The organism is Occultella gossypii, from assembly GCF_019947135.1.
GTDB classification, from domain to species: domain Bacteria; phylum Actinomycetota; class Actinomycetes; order Actinomycetales; family Beutenbergiaceae; genus Occultella; species Occultella gossypii.
Window position 1 is genome coordinate 112,832 of the sequence record NZ_JAGSHT010000003.1, and the last position, 22,687, is coordinate 135,518.

The following is a 22,687-nucleotide window of genomic DNA, read 5'->3' on the forward strand; positions in this document are numbered from 1 at the left end:
AAACCGCCTTGGCGAAGATCACAGCGCGAGCGAGCCACCGCCGTCGGGCATCGGCTGCGGCACCTGAGACAATCGTGCGGTGACGTCCCTACGTATCGGGCCCATCGAGGTGGGCACCCCGGTGATCCTCGCGCCCATGGCGGGGGTCACGAACGCGCCGTTCCGGACCCTGTGCCGGGACGCCGCGGCCGGTGCGCTGCCCCCTGAGCGGGCGGCCGAGCTCGAGGGCAATCTTGCGCCGGTGGGCCTGTACGTCGCGGAGATGGTGACCTCGCGGGCGCTCGTGGAGCGGACCCCGGAGTCGATGCGGATCATCTCCCACGACGAGGGCGAGGGCGTGCGCAGCGTGCAGCTGTACGGCGTGGACCCGGCGACCGTGCGGGCGGCCACCCGGATGCTGGTCACCGAGGACCGCGCCGACCACATCGACCTGAACTTCGGCTGCCCGGTGCCCAAGGTGACCCGCAAGGGCGGGGGAGCCGTGCTGCCCTGGAAGAGCGAGCTGTTCACCGCGATCGTCAGCGCCGCCGTGGAGGCGACTGCGGGCTCCGACGTGCCGGTCACCATCAAGATGCGGATGGGCATCGACGCGGACCACCTCACCTATCTCGATGCCGGGCGCCGTGCCCAGGACGCGGGCGTGGCCGCCGTCGCGCTGCACGCGCGCACCGCCGCCGACTACTACTCCGGCACCGCCCACTGGGACGCGATCGCCGCGCTCAAGGAAGCCGTCACCGACGTGCCGGTGCTCGGCAACGGGGACATCTGGTCCGCCGAGGACGCGCTCGCGATGGTCGCGCACACCGGCTGCGACGGCGTCGTTGTCGGGCGTGGCTGCCAGGGCCGGCCGTGGCTGTTCGCCGATCTGGTCTCCGCGTTCGCCGGCTCGGACGCGCGGATCCAGCCGGGCCTCGGCGAGGTCGCGTCGGTGATCCGCCGGCACGCGGACCTGATGGTGGCGCACTTCGGCGAGGAGCTGAAGGCGCTGCGGGAGCTGCGCAAGCACATGTCCTGGTACCTCAAGGGCTACGTGGTGGGCGGCGAGGCGCGAGCCGCGCTCGGCATGGTCTCCACGCTCGACGAACTCGACGAGCGGCTCGGCGCACTCGAGCTCGCGCAGCCTTATCCGGGCGAGGGCGCCGAGGGGCCACGCGGGCGCGCCGGCACCCCGAAGGTGCCGCACGTGCCCCAAGGTTGGCTGGACTCGAGGGCCATCGACGCCGGCTTGCGCGAGATGCTCGCCGAGGCCGAGCTCAGCGTCTCCGGCGGCTGACGCCGGGAGCGGCGCCCAGACCTCAGAACCCAGTCGAGAGAGTCATCGTGCGGCTCATCGGCTCCATCGGCCGCAGGATCGACCCTCGGCGGCTGCGACCTCCGCCGGACGTGGCTGAGGGTGTCATTGTGCGGCGGATCCGGGCCGTCCGCCGCAGGATCGCACCCTCGAGCGGGTCGAGCGGGGTCGAGCGGGTCGAGGGGGCAGTGGGGCAGCGGAGGCGTGGTCAGGATGGGCGCGGGCAGGCCGCCGTGGAGTCCCGGACGATCAGTTCCGGGCTGAACAGCAGTTCCGTGCGCGGCGGGTTCGCGCCGGCGATCTCGGCGAGCATGGTGTTCACCACGGCCATCGACATCGCGTCCACACTCTGGCGGATCGTGGTCAGCGGCGGGTCCGTGAACGCCATCAGCGGCGAGTCGTCGTAGCCGACCACGGAGACATCCTCGGGCACGGACAGGCCTCGCGAACGCACCGCCCGGATCGCGCCGAGCGCCATCAGGTCCGAGCCGCACACGATCGCGGTGTGACCGCTCTCGAGCAGCTCGGTGGCAGCGGCCTGGCCGCCCTCCACGCTGAACAGGCTGGTCGCGATGTGTGGTGAGGCGTCGGTGATGCCGAGTCGCTCGGACAGGGCGCGGCTGAACCCCTCCATCTTGCGGGTCGCCGGCAGGAACCGCTGCGGGCCGATCGCCAGGCCGATCTTGGCGTGGCCCTGGGAGATCAGATGCCGGACCGCCAGGTCCATGCTGCCGACGTCGTCGGAGGAGATCGAGGGCGCGTCCAGCTCGGCCACGAAGCCGTTCACGAGCACCAACGGGGTGCCGAGGCTGCGTAGCCGCTGGTAGCGGTCCGGCGCGGCCTGCGTGTCCGCGTGGAGTCCGGATACGAAGATGATCCCGTCCACCCCGTGGTCGAGAAGCATCTGGACATACTCGTCCTCGGTGGTGCCGCCGGGGGACTGCGTGCACAGCAAGGGGGTGTACCCGGCGTGGGCGAGTGCGGACTCGATCTTCTGGGCGAAGTTCGGGAACACCGGGTTCGTCAGTTCCGGGACCACCAGCCCGATCAGGCCGGCGGACCGGCGTCGCAGTTTCTCCGGGCGCTCGTAACCGAGCACGTCCAGCGCCGCGAGCACGGCCTGGCGGGTGTCCGCGGAGACGCCGGCCTTGCCGTTCAGCACCCGGGACACGGTGGCGGTGCTGACGCCGGCCTGTTCGGCCAGATCGGTGAGCGTGGTGCGCGTGGGCACTGGACCTCCTTGTCCTGGGCAGCGGTCCGTCCCGCAGGGTACTTGGCCGGGGGGCCGCCGTGACAACGGTTCTGTAACGACGGACTGAAAGTTACAGCAAGGACTTGCAAGATCCAAGCCGGAGCGGTTACGGTCTCGTCATCCGGGCGACGCTGTGGTCACAAACTGCCCCGCGTTGCCACATACGTGGACACATTTCAGGAGAGTCGGATGCGACGGAGCATTGTCATCACCGCGGCGGTGGGCCTCACCATGGCCCTGGCCGCTTGCGGTGGCGGAACGGGTAGCGGCGAGGAAGAGACCACCGCCGGTGCCGAGGAGACCACCGAGGACGGCGGCTCGGCCGGCACCCTCACCATCTGGGCGGACGAGTTCCGTGCGGCGGCGCTCACCGACATCGTGGCCCAGTTCGAGCAGGACAAGGGCGTCACGGTCGAGATCGTCGAGAAGAACTTCGACGACATCAGGCCCGAATTCATCACGCAGGCGCCCACCGGGGAGGGTCCGGACATCATCGTCGGCGCCCACGACTGGTCCGGCGAGCTCGTCACCAACGGCCTCGTGTCCCCGGTGGAGCTCGGTGACGTTGCGGCGGAGTTCGCCGAGGTCGCTGTCAATGCCTTCACCTACGAGGGCCAGGTCTACGGCGTCCCGTACGGCATCGAGAACGTCGCCCTGGTGCGCAACAACGCGCTGGCTTCGGACACGCCCGCGACCTTCGACGAGTTGATCGCGCAGGGCCAGGCCTCCGGTGCCGAGTACCCGGTGCTGATCCAGATGGGCGAGGAGGGCGACGCGTTCCACATGTACCCGCTGCAGACGTCCTTCGGCGCCCCGGTGTTCGCCACCGACGACACCGGCTCCTACATCCCCGAGCTCGCGCTCGGCGGCGACGGCGGCACCGCCTTCGCGGAATACCTCGCCTCGATCGGCCAGGCCGGCTCCGGTGTGCTCGACACCGCGATCACCAGTGACATCGCTCGTGAGGCGTTCGCCAACGGCGAGTCCCCGTACATGATCACCGGCCCGTGGAACATCGCCCCGTTCACCGACGCCGGCCTCGACGTCTCAGTCCTGCCCATTCCGAGCGCTGGCGGTCAGCCGGCCGCGCCGTTCGTGGGCGTCCAGGGCTTCTACATCAGCTCGTACTCCGAGAACGCCATCCTCGCGAACGAGTTCCTGGTCAACTACGCGGCCACCGAGGACGTCCAGGTGGCCCTGTACGAGACCGGTGACCGCATCCCGGCGCTGACGACGGCAGCCGAGGCCGTCTCTGACGACCCGATCGTGGCCGGCTTCGTCGCCGCCGGCGAGATCGGCGTGCCGATGCCGTCGCTGCCGCAGATGAACGCCGTGTGGGAGTTCTGGGGGGTCACCGAGGCGAACCTGGTCTCCGGTGTCGCCACCGACCCGGCCGCGGCCTGGGCCACGATGGTGGAGAACATCCAGGGCGCGGTCGACGCCGCCTGACCAGGCGGGTGGGCCGGCCGCGACGGGCGGCCGGTCCACCCCACAGCCCACCCCCGCGCCGCAACTCCGGGATATCCCGAGGGCCGGCGCGGAGCTGGTCCGACAGTTCAGACCCACGCACGCGACGCCGCGTGCCACGCCCGGGAGGCCCTCTTGGCACGCATGAACGGCCGCGACGCGGCGGACAGGACGAGTGGCGCCGCACGGCCTGATCCGGATGAGGCGGCGGCCGCAGAACGCGCGGCGGTCGGCCGCGGCACCACCTCGCACGCTCGCGAGATGGGACGGTTCTTCCTGGTCAAGCTCGTGATCCTGGCGCTGATCAACGCCCTCGGACTGTTCGTGGTCTTCTCGGCCTGGCAGGTCGGCCACTGGGGCGTCCTCGCCGCGATGGTGGTCATCCTCGTGGTGGCCAACTGGGTCTACTTCTCCCGGCGCATGATCGCCGGCAAGTACCTCTTCCCCGGCCTGGTCTTCCTGCTCGTCTTCCAACTGTTCACGATCGCCTTCACCGCCTACATCAGTTTCACCAACTACGGCACCGGCCACAACGCCTCCCGCGAGGACGCGGTCGCGGCGAACCTGGCACAGAACGAGAATCGGGTGCCGGACTCGCCGAGCTACCCGTTGACCGTGGTCTCCGGGCCCGACGGCGAACTCGGCTTCGCGATCATCGACGACGGTGCCGTACTGGTCGGCACAGCGGAGCAGGCTTTCGCGGACGCGCCGGACGCCAGCATCACCGACGGTGACGTCACCGAGGTCCCCGGCTACGACGTCCTCACCTTCGGCGAGGTCCTCGAGCAGCAGAACGAGATCACGTCCCTGCGGGTCGGGTTCGACGACGTCGACGAGGGCAGCATCCGCACCCAGGACGGTTCCACCGGGTATCTGCACCGCTCGGTCCTCACCTACGACGAGGCCACGGGCACCATCACGGACACCGACACCGGCGTCGTCTACACCGACAACGGCGAGGGGTCCTTCCAGGCCGAGGACGGCTCGACGCTCCTGGTCGGCTGGCGGGTCGGAGTGGGGTTCGAGAACTTCACGAAGATGTTCACCGACTCCCGGCTGAGCGGGCCATTCCTGTCCGTCCTGGTCTGGACGTTCGCGTTCGCGTTCCTGTCCGTGGCCACCACGTTCTTCCTCGGCCTGTTCTTCGCGATCGCGTTCAACCACCCGGCCGTGCGCGGCCGCAGGGTCATCCGCTCGTTGCTGATCCTGCCGTACGCGTTCCCCGGGATCCTCGCCGGCCTTGTCTGGGCCGGCCTGCTCAACCGAAGATTCGGATTCATCAACCAGGTCCTGCTCGGCGGCGCGGAGATCCCGTGGCTGACCGACCCCTGGCTGGCCAAACTGTCGATCATCGGCGTGAACCTCTGGCTCGGCTTCCCGTACATGTTCATCATCACCACTGGCGCCCTGCAGGCGATCTCGTCGGACGTGTACGAGGCGGCCAAGATCGACGGTGCCCGGGCCGGGCGGGTGTTCCGGTCCATCACGCTGCCGCTCCTGATGATCTCCGTGGCGCCGCTGCTGATCGCCTCGTTCGCCTTCAACTTCAACAACTTCAACCTGATTTACTTCGTCACCGAGGGCGGCCCGAACTTCCCGGGCTCGCCGATCGCCGTGGGCGCCACGGACATCCTGATCTCGCTCGTCTACTCCGTGGCCTTCGAGTCGGGCACGCAGCAGTTCGGCCTGGCCTCCGCGATGGCCATCATGATCTTCATCATGGTCGGCCTGATCTCCTGGCTCGGCTTCAGACAGACCCGCAAGCTCGAGGAGGTGCTCTGAGATGGCTGCCGAGGCATACGTCCAGATGAAGGGCCGCCGCTGGTGGCGCGAGGTCAGCTGGCGCTACCTGGTGGCCGTGATCGCCATCATCTACGCCGCATTCCCGATCGTGTACGTCTTGTCCGCGTCGTTGTCCGAGCGGGGCACGCTCACGGGGTCGAACACCCTCTTCGAAGACGTCACCACAATCCAGTACGAGGCGCTGTTCCAGACCTACTTCCCACAATGGATCGTGAACACCCTCGTGATCGGTGGTGTGACCGCCGTGGCCACGGTGTTGATGGCTGCCTCCGCGGCCTACGCGTTCTCCCGGTTCCGGTTCGCCGGGCGGCGTGGTGGCCTGACGTTCCTGCTCCTGGTCCAGATGTTCCCGCAGATGCTCGCGTTCATCGCGATCTTCCTGCTGCTGCTGAGCCTGCGCGACGTGGTCCCGATCCTCGGGCTGAACTCCCGACTCGCGCTGATCTGCGTCTACCTCGGTGGGGCGCTGGGGGCGAACACGTTCCTGATGTACGGGTTCTTCAACTCGGTTCCGAAGGAACTGGATGAGGCCGCCAAGATCGACGGCGCGGGGCACGCCCGGATCTTTTTCACGATCATCCTGCGGCTCGTCGCGCCCGTGTTGGCCGTGGTGGCCCTGTTGTCCTTCGTGGGCACGTTCTCGGACTACATCCTCGCCGGGATCGTGCTCCAGGATCAGGACAAGCTCACGATCTCCGTCGGCCTGGCCCGGTTCATCGCAGGCCAGTTCGACGCACGTTGGGGGATCTTCGCGGCCGGTGCCGTGATCAGCGCGGTGCCGATCCTGCTGCTGTTCCTGTTCCTGCAGCGCTACATCGTCGGCGGACTGACGGCGGGCTCGGTCAAGGGCTGAGCCGCACCTGGGACATCACGAACCCTGGACGGCTTCCTGGACCGTGCGGACGATCGCGTCGACCTCGTCGTGCGTCAGCGGGCCACCCGGACCAGCGTTCGTCCGTGCCATGGCCTTGCCGGTGCGTTGTTCCAGGTCAGCGCCGGTCACCCCCTCCGGCAGGAGGATCTCCCACGCGGTCAAGGGAGCGGCAGCGATGCCGGCCTCGGCGAGATACTCGGCGATCGACTCGATGATGATCGCAGTGTCCTCCGACCCTCGCTCCTCCTCCCAGTAGACCGGGGGTGAGCCGGGCCGCTCGAGTGTGACCCGGATGGGCCGCGGCACCATGCCGACGGCGGGGCGTGCATAACCGGCCCCGGCGGCGAACGCCATCAGGGCACCGAGCCCGTTCTCCGGCAGCGGAACCCAGTTGCCGGGACGGGCCCGGTCGTCAACCATCTCCTGCCATCGCGCCGGGTGTCGGCTCGCTGGAGTGCTATTCATCTGTGGGACGTTACAGTTTCGCGACCCTGGCCCGCAGGTGATACCCGACGGCGGCCGGTCGCCTCAGTCTTCGAGCACCGCCCACACGGCGGTGTCGGCGGGCAGGGCCTGGTGCCCCAGTTCGCCGCGGAGCTCGCCGCTGGCGAGGATCACGTCGAGCCCGTCCGGCAGCGGGATCGGGCCGTCGCTGAGGTTGACGGCAACGATGACCTGGCGGTTCGTGAACACCAGTAGTCCCTGCTCGGGCCCCCACGACCCTTCGACCCAGGCGAGCGACCCGGTGCCGAGGTCGAACTCGCGGCGCAGTCGCAGGGCCTTGCGGAACAGTTCGTAGCTGGAGCCGGCCACGCCTTTCTGGGCGTCGAGTGCGAACGCGGCCCACGCCGTCGGCTGTGGCAGCCAGGAGGCGCCGGTGGGGGAGAACCCGAACGCCGGGGCGTCCGCCTCCCACGGCAGCGGTACCCGGCAGCCGTCCCGGCCCTTCTCGGTGTACCCGGACCGCCAGAACGCCGGGTCCTGGCGCACGTCGCCGGGCAGGGCGGTGTGCTCGGGCAGCCCGAGCTCCTCGCCCTGGTAGATGTAGGCCGAGCCCGGCAGAGCGAACATCAGCAGGGCGGCGGCGCGAGCCCGGCGGGCGCCCAGGTCGGCGTCCGGCTGCGGGTCGTCCGCACCGATCCCGTTCGGACCCTTGCCCGTGGTCGGCAGGCCGAGCCGGGAGGTGGCCCGCACCACGTCGTGGTTGGAGAGCACCCAGGTGGTCGGTGCGCCGACGGAGTCGCAGGCCGCCAAGCCCTCGGTGATGGAGTCCTTCAGGGCGGGCGCGGACCACTCGGTGCAGAGGAAGTCGAAGTTGAACGCCTGGTGCATCTCGTCCGGGCGGATGTAGCGGGCCATCGCCTCGTCGGTGTCCGCCCACGCCTCAGCGACCAGGGCGCGGTCGCCGTCGTAGGAGGCGAGCACCTCGTGCCATCGCCGATAGATCTCGTGCACCCCGGGCTGGTCCCACATCGGTGCCGGCCCGACGCCCTCCTCACCGGCATCGTCGCCGGCGATCATCTCGGCGTGCCCGGCCCAGTCCTCGAAGCCCTGGTCCTTGACCAGCCCGTGCGCCACGTCGACGCGGAAGCCGTCCACGCCCCGGTCGAGCCAGAACCGCAGGATCGCCTCGAACTCCGCTCGGACCTCCTCGTTCTCCCAGTTCAGGTCCGGCTGATGGACGTCGAACAGGTGCAGGTACCACTGACCGGGGGTGCCGTCGGCATCGGTGACCCGCGTCCAGGCCGGCCCGCCGAACACGCTGCGCCAGTTGTTCGGCGCCTCGGCCCCGTCCGGTCCGCGGCCGTCGCGGAAGATGTACCGCTCCCGCTCGGGGGACCCGGCCGGCGCGGGCAGCGCCGCACGGAACCAGGCGTGCTCGTCCGAGGTGTGGTTCGGCACCAGGTCCACGAGCACCCGCAGGCCGAGCGTGCGGGCCCGGGCGAGGAGTGCGTCCGCGTCCTCCAGGGTCCCGAACAGCGGGTCCACCTGCCGGTAGTCGGCGACGTCGTAGCCCGCGTCGTGCTGGGGGGAGGTGTAGAAGGGCGAGAGCCAGACGGCGTCGACGCCGAGCCTGCTGAGGTGGCCGAGGCGCGCGGTGATGCCGGGCAGGTCGCCGATCCCGTCGCCGTCCGAGTCCGCGAAGGACCGCGGATACACCTGGTAGATCACGGCGCTGCGCCACCACTGACCGCCCGGGGAGTCGGCCCGATGGATGAGGGTGGTACGAACGTCGGGCGTGTCCTCGGTCAACATCCGGCCATTGTCATCCCGGCCGTGCCCGGAGGGAAATCGGCGCGATGTCCCCAGCCGTTGCCGGCCCGATCGCGGTTCGCAAGTAGTCTGAGGCCGTGCCGGCCCAACCTCATCGCCTCATCGGAGGCTACGACGTCGCGGACACCGACCGCTGGCTCGCCGAGCCGGGCAAATCTGCCGCACGCACGCCCTTCGAGCGGGACCGCGCCCGGGTGGTGCACTCCTCCGCGCTGCGCCGGCTCGGGGCCAAGACCCAGGTCCTCGGACCCGGCACGGACGACTTCGCCCGGACCCGCCTGACGCACTCCCTCGAGGTGGCGCAGGTGGGCCGGGAACTCGGGAAGTCCCTCGGCTGCGACCCGGACGTGGTGGACACCGCGTGCCTCGCGCACGACCTGGGGCACCCGCCGTTCGGGCACAACGGCGAGGTCGCCCTGGCGCAGGTCGCCGCCGGCATCGGCGGGTTCGAGGGCAACGCGCAGACCCTGCGGCTGCTCACCCGGCTCGAGCCGAAGGTGTTCACGCCCGACGGCCTGGGCGTGGGTCTGAACCTGACCCGCGCCAGCCTGGACGCGGCCACGAAGTACCCGTGGTCGGCGGCGGACGCACCACCAAGGGCGGACGGGACGCCGTCGGGCAAGTTCGGCGTCTACGTCGACGACGCCCCCGTCTTCGCCTGGCTGCGGGAGGGCGCCCCGGACGGGGTGCGGTGCATCGAGTCGCAGGTCATGGACCTCGCCGACGACATCTCCTACTCCGTGCACGACGTCGAGGACGCGGTGTTCTCCGGCCGGGTGGATCTGCGCCGGTTGGGGGAGGACGAGGCCCGCGAGCGGATCGTCGCCCAGATCCGGGACTGGTACGCCCCGGCGCTGTCCGACGAGGTCCTGTTCACCGCGATGGACGAGCTCAGCGCGCTGGACTACTGGGTGCACCGGTACGACGGCACCCGCCGCGGGCTCGCCGCGCTGAAGGACATGACCAGCCAGCTCATCGGCCGGTTCTGCGACTCCTCCGCCCGGGCCACCCGGGCCACCTACGGCGACGGCCCGCTGATCCGCTACGACGGCAACCTCATCGTGCCCGATCACGTCCTCGCCGAGATCACAGTGCTCAAGGGGGTCGCGGCCGCGTTCGTGATGGCCCCCCGCGAGCATGACCCGGTGTTCCGCCGGCAGCGGCTCATCCTCACCGACCTGGTCGCCGTGCTCTACGACCGCGCCGAGCTCGCCCTCGCCGAGATCTTCGCCGAGGACTGGTCCGAGGCCACCGATGACGACATCCGGCTACGGGTGGTCATCGACCAGGTCGCCTCGCTCACGGACCTGTCCGCCCTGCAGTGGCACGCCCAGTTGTGCGGCCCGGACGCGGGCACCGAGATCTGAGCCCCGCCGCCGCGCCGGTACCCCCGCGGATCCGGCTTACACTCGGCCCATGGCAGGCCTGATCCGACGCGAGGACATCGCGGCAGTGCGCGAACGGGCCCGGATCGAGGAGATCGTCGGCCAGCACGTGACACTGCGCAGCGCCGGCGTCGGGTCGATGAAGGGCCTGTGCCCGTTCCACGACGAGCGCACCCCCTCCTTCCACGTGCGCCCGCAACTGGGCCTGTGGCACTGCTTCGGCTGCGACGAGGGCGGGGACGTCATCTCGTTCGTTCAGAAGATCGACCACTTGACGTTCGCCGAGGCCGTGGAGCACCTCGCCGGCCGGGTCGGGCTGCAGTTGCGATACGAGGACGACGGCGGCGCGAACCGTCCGCGGGAACAGCCGGGTCGGCGCCAGCGACTGATCGAGGCGCACCGCGTCGCGGCGGAGTACTTCGTGGAGCAGTTGGCCACGCCGGAGGCGGAGGCGGGCCGGTCGTTCCTGGCCGAGCGTGGCTTCGACAGGACCGCCGCGGCCACGTTCGGGGTCGGGTATGCCCCCAAGGGCTGGGACAACCTGACCCGGCACCTGCGCGGCAAGCACTTCACCGAGGCGGAACTGACGGCGTCGGGTCTGCTGTCCCAGGGCAACCGCGGCTCCTACGACCGGTTCCGGGGCCGCCTCATGTGGCCGATCCGGGATCTGTCCGGGGATGTCGTCGGGTTCGGCGCCCGGAAGCTCTACGAGGACGACCCGGGCCCCAAGTACCTGAACACCCCCGAGACCACGATCTACAAGAAGTCCCAGGTCCTGTACGGGATCGACCTGGCGAAGCGGGAGATAGCGAAGTCCAAGCAGGTGGTCGTGGTCGAGGGCTACACCGACGTGATGGCGATGCACCTGGCGGGGGTGCCGACGGCCGTGGCCACCTGCGGCACCGCGTTCGGCACCGACCACATCCGGATCGTGCGTCGCCTGCTCGGGGACACCGCGGACGCCGCGGCCGGGGTGATGCTCGCGACCGGCGGGGCGCGCGGCGGCGAGGTGATCTTCACCTTCGACGGCGACGCCGCCGGGCAGAAGGCGGCGCTCCGGGCGTTCTCCGAGGACCAGCAGTTCGCGTCCCAGACGTTCGTCGCGGTGGAGCCCAACGGGATGGACCCCTGCGACCTGCGGCAGCAGCGCGGCGACGCGGCGGTCCGGGAATTGGTCGGTGGGCGCGAGCCGCTGTTCGAGTTCGCGATCCGGTCCGTGCTGCGCCAGGTCGACCTGGACACCGCTGAGGGTCGCGTCGCAGGGCTGCGCGCCGGGGTTCCGGTGGTCGCCCGGATCCGCGACCACGCCCTGCGCGGGGAGTACGCCCGAGAGCTCGCCGGCTGGCTCGGCATGGACGAGGCCTCGGTGCGCCGCGACGTCACGCGGACCGCGCGGAACCCTCCGCCGGCGCCGTCGGCACAGGGGCGGCCCGGGGTGGACGGCGCCGCGGGCGGCCGCGGCGGCCAGGGCGGACCGGCCGGCGGTCGTGGCGGTCAGAACGGTCGCGACGGGTACGGCGGCGGCCAGAGCGGTCGCAACGGGTATGGCGGCGGCTCCTCCAACGGGCAGCGGGACTCGAGTGGTCAGCGGGGTCAGGACAGCCAGGGTGGGTATGGCGGGTCCGACTCCGGGTTCGGCGCGTCCCACCGCGACGACCCGGTGGCGCGCCTGGAGCGGCAGGTCCTCGAGGTCGTCCTCCAGCTCCCGCAGTTCGCGCTGGCCACGTCCTTCGACGAGCTCGGCGCGGACACCTTCGTGGTGCCCGCCCACCGGGCGGTGCATGACGCGATCCGCGCCGCCGGGGGAGTTCGCGCGTTCGGTGAGCTCGCCGGGGACGCCTCGGCACGTGGTGCCGGAGGCGAGGCCAACTCCCGGGCGGCGGCGGCGTGGAACGAGCAGGTCCGCGAGGCCGCGATCGGCCCCGTCGGCGTGCTTGTCACCGAACTGGCGGTCGCACCGCTGCCCGAGGACCGGCCAGAGGCCCTCGGCGGCTACGCGCACGGGGTCCTGGTGGCGTTGTTGCGCCTGGGCGTCACCCGGGAGATCGCCGACGCCAAAGGCAGGCTGCAGCGGATGGACCCGGCGGACGAGGCGTACGCGGCGACCTTCGGCCGACTGCTCGAACTGGAGGAACGCCGTCGTTCCCTGCTCACCGACGCCTGACGGCGCTCGACGCCGAAGGCGACGGCAACCGGCCGGACGGGCAGGTCTATCCTTGCGCTGCACTGCGGCTCCCAGCCTGGTGGCCTAGGGTTCTGAGCCATGAGTGAGAACCCGCCGCAAGGACAGGGCGGCTCCACCGACCCAGCAGGGAACGGTGAACCGCCAACGGAGTCGATCGGTGGAACGTCATCGGGGGACGCGCAGTCGTCACTCCCGCCGGAGGCGTTCGAGGAGACCACGCTGTACAACCCGAGTTCGTACGGCGCCGGCTCCCAGCCCGGTCACGGGCAGCAGACGCCGCCGAGCCAGCCCGGTTACGGGCAACCGACACCCCCGCCGGACCAAGCCGGCGCAGGGCCGCAACAAGCGATGGGAGCACAGGCGATGGGCCAACCGGACTACGGGCAGCAGCCCGGTTACGGACAGCAACCCGGCGGGCAACAGCCTGGCTACGGACAGCAGCCCGGCGCGCAGCAGCCTGGCTACGGACAGCAGCCTGGCGCGCAGCAGCCGGGCTACGGACAGCAGCCTGGCGCGCAGCAGCCGGGCTATGGGCAGCCGGGCTACGGTCAGCAGCCTGACGCCGGCGCGGGCGGCTACGGCCAGTCCAGCGGCGGCTACGGGCAGCAGCAGCCCGGCGCGTACGGGCAGCAGCCCGGGTACGGGCAGCCGGGTTACGGAGCCGGCGGCGGTGGCTACGGGGGTGGCCAGCCTCCGCAGGGACCCAAGCCCTGGTACGCCCAGTGGTACACCTGGGTGGCCGCGGTCGTGATCATCGCCCTGATCGCCGTCGGCGTGTACGTCGCGACCCGCGGGGACGGCGGCGAGGACCCGACCGGATCTCCCACGACGACGAGCGAGGCTCCCACGACCGAGGAGCCGACGACCGACGCACCGACGGACGAGCCTACCGACGAGCCGACAGACGAGGACCCGACGGACATGCCGTCGGCCTCCGGTGACATCCTCCCGTTCGGGGAGACCGGCACGCTCGGAGACTGGTCGCTCTCACTGAGCGAATTCGTCCCGGACGCGAACGACCTGGTCGCCGGTGAGGGCTCGGACCCGCCGCCGGACGGCTTCCGGTACGCGATGATCCGGGTGACCGGCACGAACAACGGTGCCGCAGCGCTGAACCTGTACAACAGCGTCGGGATCGGCTACCTGGCCACGGACGGTGAGATCTACGAGAGCACCCTCGCGGTCGTGCCCGATGACGCCTACCAGCTCGACGACGTCGCACCGGGCGCATCCGCCTCCGGCAACTGGGGTCTGGAGATCCCGGCGGACGACGATGGTCAGGGTCAGTGGGGCTTCATCGACGAGGCGGGTAACACCCTCTACTTCGAGGCGGCTGGGTGATCGGAGCAGGCGCCGTGAGGTAGGCCTGTCTCGACCGAACCACGCAGGGCGTGACTCCCACCCGGGGGTCACGCCCTGCGGCGTGTCCGAGGCGCCCGCGATGACGACCGGGGCGACCCGTATGTGGCGAGCATCACGTCCGCGCCCGCCCGCAGCGCACGCCGACCCGGCGAGACCGGACCTTCACCTCGAGACCGGACCGTGCGAGGTCCCGTGCCGGGGCGAGGGTCCGGTCCGGGCCGGTCGGGGCGCGCTGCAGGCCCCAATGAGAGAAGGCCCGGAATCTCGTGGATTCCGGGCCTTGCGCTGGCTCCCTCGACTGGACTCGAACCAGTAACCGTCCGATTAACAGTCGGATGCTCTGCCAATTGAGCTACGAGGGATCGCGCTGAGAATACTAACAGTCCCCGCGGGGTGCTCCGGCCCGCCGGTCGCCGTCCGCGACCGTCAGGGCTGGAGCCCGACGGCGGAGCGGATCCGCCGCTCGAGGTCCGCGATCTGAGCCTCCAGGGCAGGCCCGCTGCGCACCTTGCCGGACGCCGTCACCTGGGAGAACAGTTCGCCGTCCGCTCCGCGCCTGACGGCGGCCCGCAGCTGGCCGCCACCGGGCGCCTTCTCGGTGATGACCTGGACCAGCGAGTGCTCCACCTGCTCGCGGATCAGGAGCGGGAACCGCGCCGGCGCCTGCTCCGTCAGGGTCAACCTGGTCGGGGCGGTGCCATCCACCCAGGTGAGCGTCATCGTCAGGGTCTCGCCGTCCCAATCGCCGTGGTCCACGTCGGACCAGGGCCGGTCCAGCACCAGGTCGTCCTCGGTGACCACGAGCACGCTTCCGCGCGCGAGCACGGCCCAACCTCCGCCGTCGAGCGTCTGGACCAGTAGCGGGCGCACTCCGGCGGGCAGTTTCTCGGCAGCCGCAGCGGGCAGGGATTCGCGTGATCGAGCCATACCCCTGACGCTAACCCACTGCGCGGCCCGATAGGCTGGTGCGCCGTCGGCCCCAGTAGCTCAGCCGGTCAGAGCAGCGGACTCATAATCCGTCGGTCGTGGGTTCAAGCCCCACCTGGGGCACTCGTTCTCCTCGCCGCACCGCGAGGGTGTCATCATGCGGCGGACAGCCGCGTTGCGCCGCACTATGACCCGTTCGCGGGGGCCGGCGACGCTCGCGCGGGCCGGAGGGGACGACGAGCGGGTCCAGTCGCTCTCTGCTTCCGGCGTGGCGGGCTTCTCGACCGCCCCGGTGAAACCCGGTGGTTCTCGTCCTTACCTGCGACTCGGCCCCTGCTCCGGCCCACGCATCAACAAGGACCGGACCCCGGCGGCGGATGTGACAACTCGCCCTGCCCGATCGGCGTGATCGGGCAGGGGGAGCCGGGCGGCGGCGCGGTCATCGGGACCACGATCGGGGCGCAGCCGGGTCCTCGGACCGCGGACGCCGTCGCCGATACGACCGGCTAGCGGATGCCCGCCTGCTGGTCGTACCAGGCGCGGGAGCTGTTGGTGATCGCGAGGGCCGAAACAACGATCACCCAGATGACCCCGAGACCGAGCTGCGCGCCACTGTCGCCGGTTGCGACCGAGACGATGCTCAGCAGGACGTACAGCCCGCCCATCACCACGAGGCCGATCGCCGCGCCCTTCTTGCCGCGCCACATCAGGACGGCGAGGACGATCACCGCGATGCACCACACGACGACGAGGAGACCGAGTCCCACGAGGAGCCCGGTCGCGCCCGGCAGCATCGAGGCGAACTCCGGGTCGTTGGCAAGGGCACCACCGGCGATCGCGATGATCAAGCCGAGGAGGATCCCGAGGCCACCGCCGATCCAGCTCATGATCGCGGCCGCCTTCACCGACCCCGGCTTCTCGGGCGGGAGACCGTAGGGCGTCTGCCCGAACGGCATGCCGTACTGGTTGGCGCCGAACTGGCTCCCGCCGACCTGGTTCGAGCCGTACTGGCCGGGTCCCGGCGGCACCGCCGGGGCACCGCTCGGCTGACCGTAGCCGCCGGGCTGCTGACCGTAGCCGCCGGGCTGGCTGTAGCCCCCACCTGGCTGCTGGCCGTAGCCGCCTCCGCCGCCGGGCTGTTGGCCGTAGCCGGGCTGCTGGCCATAGCCGCCCTGCTGCGGGTCGGGCGGTCCGTACGGGCTGGCAGGTGGGTTCGTCACGGTCGTTTCCCCTTGTGGTCTGCGGCGAGGTCTAGCGGTCATTGTGTCGCATCGCCGCGTCGCAGTCCCGCCATGTGGCGACCGCGTTGGAGGGTTACGATCGCAAGATCCGCCCGGCGTTGTGTGGAGGGAGCCAGATGAGCGTGTCGACCGAACGGATCCACGGGGAAACGGGCGCGGGTGCCGCGAGCCCGCTCCGGTTCGTCACGGCCGCCAGCCTGTTCGACGGCCACGACGCCGCGATCAACATCATGCGACGCCTGATCCAGGCCAGCGGCGCCGAGGTGGTCCACCTCGGTCACAACCGATCCGTCGATGACGTCGTCCGGGCCGCGCTCGCCGAGGACGCCGACGCGATCGCGATCTCCTCCTACCAGGGCGGGCACCTGGAGTACTTCCGCTACCTCGTCGACCGCCTGCGGGAAGCCGACGCCGGCCACGTGCGCGTCTTCGGCGGGGGCGGCGGCACGATCACCCCAGCGGAGATCGCCGAGCTCGAGGCGTACGGCGTCGAACGGATCTACCACCCCGACGACGGCATGCAGCTGGGCCTGCAAGGCATGATCGACGACGTCATCGCCCGGGCCGGCGCCGCGCGACGCCCCGCGTCGATGCCCGACGGCGTCCCGTCCGTCGGCGACGACGTCGCCCTCGCGCGCACGATCAGTGCCATCGAGGACGGCGTGCTGGTGGACGCGGACCTGACGGCCGCCCGCTCCGAGTGGGCCGAGGCCGCTGCTGGTCGCGCCGTACCCGTCCTCGGCGTCACCGGCACCGGCGGCGCCGGCAAGTCCTCGGTGATCGACGAGCTCCTGATCCGGTTCCTCGCCGCCTTCCCAGACATCCACATCGCCGTGCTCTCCGTCGATCCCACCCGCCGCCGCACCGGCGGGGCGCTTCTCGGCGACCGGATCCGGATGAACGCCCTGCGCAGCGACGCGATCCACCTCCGCTCGATCGCGACCCGCAGCCAGCACACCTCGATCGCCGCGATGCTCGGGGACTGCATCGCGCTGCTCAAGGCCGCGGGCTTCGACCTCGTCATCGTCGAGACCGCGGGCATCGGGCAGTCCGACTCGGCGATCGTGGAACTCGTCGACATCCCGGTCTACGTGATGACCAGCGACTACGGCGCCGCCAGCCAGCTCGAGAAGATCGACATGGTCGACTACGCGGACCTGATCGTGCTGAACAAGTACGACCGCCGCGGCGCCCCCGACGCGCTACGTGACATCCGCAAGCAGTGGCGCCGCAACCGCGTCGCGTTCGACATTCCGGCCGAGCAGGTCCCGGTGCTGCCCACGATCGCGAGCCAGTTCAACGACCCCGGGGTCACCGCGGTCTTCGAGCGGCTGCGGGCGATGCTCGCCGCGCAGGTCGAGGCCGCCGACGGCGCAGCCCGCCTCGAGTGGGACGCTCACCCGGGTGGGGTGTCCGCGGGCGGCGAGCCCCGCTCCGCGGCGCTGATCCCCGGCGCGCGGGTGCGCTACCTGGCCGAGATCGCCGAGGCCGGCCGTGGCCTGCGGGACCGGGTCGCGGCCGACGTCGAGACCGCGGACGCGGCTCAGTCCTACTGGCGCACGCTGCGTGACCTCGGCGACCCGGCGTTGCCCGAGGCCCTCGCGCCCTACCGCAGGGCCGACCTCGGCGAGGCAGGTACCGCCCCCACCGACGCCGTCGGGAAGTCGCCCGACCCGGCCCTGGCCACGGAAGGCGCGAACGCCCTCGGGCAGTCGACGCACCCACGGACCGACGCGACCCTCGCCACGGACGGCGGGGCCGCCGTCGGGCACCCGCCCGACCCGACCCTGCTCGCGCTGCGCCGGGCCTACACCTCCGCCGTCGGGCGGCTCGGCGAGGACTCCCGCGACCTCCTGCTCGCCTGGCCCGGGCGGCTCGTCGCGATCACCGGGGAGACCGGCACCTACCGGGTCCGCGGCAAGGATCTCGAGGTGGCGAACTACTCGACGTCCCTGTCCGGCACCCGGATCCCGAAGGTCGCCGCCCCGACGTACCGCGGCTGGGGGGACCTGCTCGCGTTCCTGCACCACGAGAACCTGCCCGGCGCGTTCCCGTACACGGGCGGGGTCTACCCGTACCGGCGCACCGGCGAGGACCCGACCCGGATGTTCGCGGGGGAGGGCACCCCGGAGCGCACGAACCGCCGGTTCCACTACCTCAGTGCCGGCCAGGAGGTCGCGCGGCTGTCCACGGCGTTCGACTCGGTGACCCTGTACGGGGAGGACCCGGCCACCCGCCCGGACATCTATGGCAAGGTCGGTAACTCCGGCGTGAACGTGCCGACCCTGGACGACATGAAGAAGCTGTACTCCGGCTTCGACCTGTGCGCGCCGACCACGTCGGTCTCGATGACGATCAACGGACCCGCGCCGATCATCCTCGCCATGTTCTTCAACGCGGCGATCGACCAGCAGGTGGAGACCTACCTGAGGGCCGACGGCGCGCGCTGGGCGGGTGCGCAGGCTCGCCTCGAGCAGCTGCGGGCAGGGCGGGATGTACCCGCCTACGTCGGCGATCTGCCGCCCGGCCACGACGGTCTCGGTCTCGCGCTGCTCGGCGTCACCGGCGACCAGCTCGTCGACGCCGAGACCTACGCGCGGATCCGCAGCCAGACGCTCGCGGCGGTGCGGGGCACCGTGCAGGCGGACATCCTCAAGGAGGACCAGGCTCAGAACACGTGCATCTTCAGCACCGAGTTCGGCCTGCGGATGATGGGGGACATCCAGCAGTACTTCATCGACTCCGGGGTGCGGAACTTCTACTCGGTCTCGATCTCCGGCTATCACATCGCCGAGGCCGGGGCGAACCCGATCACGCAGCTCGCGTTCACCCTCGCGAACGGGTTCACGATCGTCGAGTACTACCTGGCCCGCGGGATGAGCATCGACGAGATCGCCCCGCACCTGTCGTTCTTCTTCTCCAACGGGATGGACCCCGAGTACGCGGTGATCGGGCGGGTGGCGCGGCGGATCTGGGCGCGGGCGATGCGGGACAGCTACGGCGCCGGGCCGCGCAGCCAGATGCTGAAGTACCACGTGCAGACGTCGGGCCGGTCCCTGCACGCGCAGGAGGTGCAGTTCAACGACATCCGCACCACCCTGCAGGCGCTGTACGCGATCTTCGACAACTGCAACAGCCTGCACACGAACGCCTACGACGAGGCCGTCACCACCCCGACCGAGGAGAGCGTGCGCCGGGCCGTGGCGATCCAGATGATCATCAACGCCGAGCTCGGGCTGAACCGGACCGAGAACCCGTGGCAGGGCAGCTTCATCATCGGTGAGCTCACCGACCTCGTGGAGGAGGCCGTCTACGCCGAGTTCGAGGCGATCAGCGACCGTGGCGGCGTGCTCGGCGCGATGGAGACCATGTACCAGCGGGGCCGGATCCAGGACGAGTCGCTGCTGTACGAGACACGCAAGCACGACGGTTCGCTGCCGATCGTCGGGGTGAACACGTTCCTGCCCCGGGACGATCCGGGCCGGATCGCCGGAAAGATCGACCTGATCCGCAGCACCACCGCCGAGAAGGAGCAGCAGATCGCCGAGGTCGCGCGCTGGTGCGCGGGGCGGAACGGATTGGCACCCGACGCGCTCGCGGACCTGCAGGGGGTGGCGCGCGAGGGTGGGAACCTGTTCGAGGCGCTCATGTCCGCCGTCCGGACGCACTCGCTGGGGCAGATCACGCACGCGCTGTACCTGGTCGGCGGGGAGTACCGGCGCAACATGTGAGAGGGCAGAGCTGCCCATCGCGATGTCCCGGCGCCACCTGGGCCGATACCCCTAGACTGGGCCGGAAAATCGAATCGACCGAGGCGCTGGGGCGTGCTCGGACTCTGAGGGGAACGGCATGGCATATCGCTACAACTCGCCTCCTGGCTGGCCGACGCCGCCGGAGGGCTGGACCCCTCCGCCGGGGTGGCAGCCGGACGCGTCCTGGGGGCCGGCGCCCGAGGGTTGGCAGTTCTGGTTGGACGAGGCCACCGGTGCCCCGCCCGCCGCCGCTGCGACGGATGCCGCAGGCGCGAGCGAAGCCGCCGCTACGCCGGGGTCGGACTCGGTCTCCGGGTCGGACTCGATGAGTGACTCGGACACGATGAGTGGCTCGGACTCGATGAGCTCCGATTCGATCGGCTCCGACGCCATGGCGGCGGACGCCGGCACCGGCTCGGACACCATGGGCGATGTGCCGGACTCCGACGCGACCGTCGTGCGTTCGGCGATGCCCACCGGTGACGCGATGTCCGGCTCGGACTCGACGAGCGGGACTGGCTCGGACTCGATGGGGTCCTCGGACTCGATGGGGTCCTCGGACGCCATGGGGTCGGCCGACGCCGCGTCGTCCGGCGCTGACGGCTCGGCTGCGGATGGTTCGGGTTCGGACGAGGCGCCACGGTTCGGCGGAGATGCCTCACCGCGCTTCGGCGAGGCCGGTGCCCCAGGCGCGGCCGGCCCGCTGCCTGCCAGCGACGAGCCGACCACCTTGTTCACTCCGGGCGCGCACGCAGCGAGTCCCGCACAGCCCGAGCAGCCGGGGCAGCCCGGTGACGGGTTCGGCGCCGCGAGCGGTGCGCCGACCTACGGTGGCGCGAGTGCGCCGTCCTACGGTGGCGCCAGCGGCGCGCCGACCTACGGCGGTGCGAGCGCCGGCCAGGGCGAGCAGCAGGACCCCTCCTACGGTGGCGCCGCAGCCGCGGGCGCCGTCGGTGGTGCGGCCGCGTCCCAGTTCGGGCCGCCGCAGCCGTCCTACGGCGACCCTCAGACGCAGCCATTCGGCCAGTCACCCACGCAGGAGTTCGGCCAGTCGCAGGATCAGTACGGCCCGGGTGGTGGCCAGCAGCCGGGACAGTACGGCCAGGCATCCGCCCCCGGGTACGACCAGTCGGCGGGCCAGTACGGTCAGGGTTCGGCTTCGCAGGGTTATGACCCGTCGGCCGGTCAGTATGGCCAGGGTTCGGCTCCGCAGGGTTATGACCCGTCGGCCGGTCAGTATGGCCAGGGTTCGGCTTCGCAGGGTTATGACCCGTCGGCCGGTCAGTATGGCCAGGGTTCGGCTCCGCAGGGTTATGACCCGTCGGCCGGTCAGTACGGCCAGGGTTCGGCTCCGCAGGGGTACAACCAGGCCGCCGGCCAGTACGGCCAGGCCTCCGGCGCCCCCGGGTACGGCGGCCAGACCGGCGGCCAACCGCCGTCGAACAGCATGTACAACTACGCGCCCACGACCGGCCTTGACCAGGGCAGCAACTCGCCGTACGGCGCGGCCGGAGGCTACGGCGGCCCGGCCGGACCCGGGGCCCCCGGCGGCGGTGGGAGCAACAAGACCCCGCTGATCATCGGGATCATCGTGGCCGTTGTGGTCATCGCACTGGTCGCGTTCTTCGCAATCCGCGCGATCACCGGCGGTGACGGCGACAGCGGTGCCACGCCGACGCCGACCGCCACCACCGCGCCGCCCACGGACGAACCGACCGACGAGGCGACGGACGAGCCCACGGACGAGCCGACGGACACCACCACGGTGGCCCCGCCGACCGGCGACTACGTGAACCTCACCGGCTCCGACCCCGCCATCGTGGCGGAGGACGGCGTCCCGGTCGTGGAGGTGCGGCTGCTCCAGGCGCAGACCGGCTGGCAGCCGGGCGGGAACTCGGTCCTGTGCGCCGAGCCCGAGGCCGGGCAGTACCTCGGTCTGGAGTTCGAGTTCACCACGCTGCCGGCGCTGGCCGACACCGAGGACGGCTACTACTCGTTCATCGGCTTCGAACTCGGAGCGCAGACCGCTTCCGGCTCGGACCTGGAGGCCAACGCCTTCTCCGGCCTCTTCTGCCTCGACTCGAGCCAGCAGACGCCGTCGGAGATGCAGCCGGGACAGACGTACACCGGCTGGGCCGTTCTGGACGTGCCGACCGACGTCGCGGCCGTGACGTGGTCGGACTGGCTGGACTTCACCGGTAGCTCCCAGGACTACCGCTGGGTTCTGGCCGAGCAGTAACACACACCGCAGTCGCAAGGGGCGCTGGGGAACACCCGGCGCCCCTTGCGCGTGGAAGGATCGAGGCATGGCATTCCGTGACATCCGCGTGATCGGCGACCCCGTGCTGCGGACCGTGTGTGAGGAGATCACCACCATCGACGACCGGGTCCGAGCCCTGGTCGCGGACCTGGTGGAGACGGTGGACGCCGAAGGTCGCGCCGGGCTGGCTGCGAACCAGATCGGCGTCAGCCTGCGGGCATTCTCCTGGAACCTCGACGGCGAGGTCGGCTACGTGCTGAACCCGCGCCTGGTGGAGGTCTCCGAGGAGACCCAGGACGGTGACGAGGGCTGTCTCTCGGTCCCGGGCCTGTGGTTCCCCGCGAGGCGCGCCGCGTACGCGAAGGTCGAGGGGATCGACCTCGACGGCGCCCCGGTGACCGTCGAGGGGGAGGGCATCAAAGCCCGCTGCCTGCAGCACGAGATCGACCACCTGGACGGCAAACTGTACCTCGACCGGCTGGACCGGGACGTCCGCAAGAGTGCGATGCGGAAGGTCCGGGAATTGATGTGAGGTGCACAAACGCCCTTCTTTAGGGCATCATGGGTATGGAAGCCGTGTGCATTCCTTGAATGTGACTGACCGAGATCGTTGG

The 22,687-nt window shown here is 70.8% G+C and carries 15 protein-coding genes and 2 tRNA genes; 11 read left to right on the forward strand and 6 right to left on the reverse strand.

Annotated elements, in window-relative coordinates; all coding sequences use genetic code 11:
- Positions 1–79: 79 nt before the first annotated feature.
- Positions 80–1,273 carry a tRNA dihydrouridine synthase DusB gene (dusB, locus tag KCQ71_RS03780; protein WP_223402987.1) on the forward strand — a complete coding sequence of 398 codons (1,194 nt, stop codon included), beginning with the start codon at positions 80–82 and terminating at the stop codon, positions 1,271–1,273.
- A gap of 226 nt (positions 1,274–1,499) precedes the next feature.
- Here dusB and KCQ71_RS03785 read toward each other — a convergent pair whose 3' ends face one another.
- Positions 1,500–2,522, reverse strand: coding sequence for a LacI family DNA-binding transcriptional regulator (locus tag KCQ71_RS03785; protein ID WP_223402989.1), 1,023 nt, complete (start codon positions 2,520–2,522; stop codon positions 1,500–1,502).
- 210 nt (positions 2,523–2,732) lie between these two features.
- Between KCQ71_RS03785 and KCQ71_RS03790 the strand changes: the two genes are divergently transcribed.
- The 3 genes from KCQ71_RS03790 to KCQ71_RS03800 all read left to right on the forward strand — a co-directional run bounded on the left by KCQ71_RS03790 (position 2,733) and on the right by KCQ71_RS03800 (position 6,666).
- Positions 2,733–3,992, forward strand: a complete 1,260-nt coding sequence (locus KCQ71_RS03790; RefSeq protein ID WP_223402991.1) for a sugar ABC transporter substrate-binding protein — start codon at positions 2,733–2,735, stop codon at positions 3,990–3,992.
- Between the two features lie 279 nt (positions 3,993–4,271).
- The gene (locus KCQ71_RS03795; RefSeq protein WP_223402993.1) at positions 4,272–5,792 is read left to right on the forward strand and encodes an ABC transporter permease subunit; all 1,521 of its coding nucleotides are present in this window, start codon (positions 4,272–4,274) and stop codon (positions 5,790–5,792) included.
- Position 5,793: 1 nt separating this feature from the next.
- Positions 5,794–6,666 carry a sugar ABC transporter permease gene (locus KCQ71_RS03800; RefSeq protein WP_223402995.1) on the forward strand — a complete coding sequence of 291 codons (873 nt, stop codon included), beginning with the start codon at positions 5,794–5,796 and terminating at the stop codon, positions 6,664–6,666.
- 15 nt (positions 6,667–6,681) lie between these two features.
- Here the strand turns inward: KCQ71_RS03800 and KCQ71_RS03805 are convergent, their stop codons facing one another.
- Both KCQ71_RS03805 and KCQ71_RS03810 read right to left on the reverse strand, forming a co-directional pair.
- On the reverse strand, positions 6,682–7,152 hold the full coding sequence (locus KCQ71_RS03805) for a DUF5956 family protein (RefSeq protein ID WP_223402997.1): 471 nt from the start codon (positions 7,150–7,152) through the stop codon (positions 6,682–6,684).
- Positions 7,153–7,215: 63 nt separating this feature from the next.
- Positions 7,216–8,943 carry a glycoside hydrolase family 13 protein gene (locus KCQ71_RS03810; RefSeq protein ID WP_223403000.1) on the reverse strand — a complete coding sequence of 576 codons (1,728 nt, stop codon included), beginning with the start codon at positions 8,941–8,943 and terminating at the stop codon, positions 7,216–7,218.
- A gap of 95 nt (positions 8,944–9,038) precedes the next feature.
- Here KCQ71_RS03810 and KCQ71_RS03815 point away from each other — a divergent pair, with 95 nt between their 5' ends.
- From KCQ71_RS03815 to KCQ71_RS03825, 3 genes are all read left to right on the forward strand, one after another.
- The gene (locus KCQ71_RS03815) at positions 9,039–10,328 is read left to right on the forward strand and encodes a deoxyguanosinetriphosphate triphosphohydrolase (protein ID WP_223403002.1); all 1,290 of its coding nucleotides are present in this window, start codon (positions 9,039–9,041) and stop codon (positions 10,326–10,328) included.
- A gap of 49 nt (positions 10,329–10,377) precedes the next feature.
- Positions 10,378–12,510, forward strand: coding sequence for a DNA primase (gene dnaG / locus KCQ71_RS03820; RefSeq protein WP_223403004.1), 2,133 nt, complete (start codon positions 10,378–10,380; stop codon positions 12,508–12,510).
- 99 nt (positions 12,511–12,609) lie between these two features.
- Positions 12,610–13,872 carry a hypothetical protein gene (locus KCQ71_RS03825; RefSeq protein WP_223403006.1) on the forward strand — a complete coding sequence of 421 codons (1,263 nt, stop codon included), beginning with the start codon at positions 12,610–12,612 and terminating at the stop codon, positions 13,870–13,872.
- 307 nt (positions 13,873–14,179) lie between these two features.
- Here the strand turns inward: KCQ71_RS03825 and KCQ71_RS03830 are convergent.
- Positions 14,180–14,255 (reverse strand) — tRNA-Asn (locus tag KCQ71_RS03830).
- Between the two features lie 64 nt (positions 14,256–14,319).
- Positions 14,320–14,820 (reverse strand): hypothetical protein, encoded by a 501-nt coding sequence (locus tag KCQ71_RS03835; protein ID WP_223403008.1) that lies wholly within the window; start codon positions 14,818–14,820, stop codon positions 14,320–14,322.
- A gap of 49 nt (positions 14,821–14,869) precedes the next feature.
- On the opposite strand from KCQ71_RS03835, the gene KCQ71_RS03840 reads away from it, so the two are divergent.
- Positions 14,870–14,943: transfer RNA gene (locus KCQ71_RS03840), tRNA-Ile, on the forward strand.
- Positions 14,944–15,326: 383 nt separating this feature from the next.
- Here KCQ71_RS03840 and KCQ71_RS03845 read toward each other — a convergent pair.
- Positions 15,327–16,040 (reverse strand): hypothetical protein, encoded by a 714-nt coding sequence (locus KCQ71_RS03845; RefSeq protein ID WP_223403010.1) that lies wholly within the window; start codon positions 16,038–16,040, stop codon positions 15,327–15,329.
- Positions 16,041–16,177: 137 nt separating this feature from the next.
- Here KCQ71_RS03845 and KCQ71_RS03850 point away from each other — a divergent pair, with 137 nt between their 5' ends.
- From KCQ71_RS03850 to def, 3 genes are all read left to right on the forward strand, one after another.
- Entirely contained in the window at positions 16,178–19,792 is a 3,615-nt protein-coding gene (locus KCQ71_RS03850; RefSeq protein WP_223403012.1) for a methylmalonyl-CoA mutase family protein, read from the forward strand.
- Positions 19,793–19,910: 118 nt separating this feature from the next.
- A complete protein-coding gene (locus KCQ71_RS03855) occupies positions 19,911–22,052 on the forward strand; it encodes a hypothetical protein (RefSeq protein WP_223403013.1) in 2,142 nt (713 codons plus the stop codon).
- A 67-nt stretch (positions 22,053–22,119) separates the two neighbouring features.
- Positions 22,120–22,605, forward strand: coding sequence for a peptide deformylase (gene def, locus KCQ71_RS03860; RefSeq protein ID WP_223403015.1), 486 nt, complete (start codon positions 22,120–22,122; stop codon positions 22,603–22,605).
- Positions 22,606–22,687 lie beyond the last annotated feature (82 nt).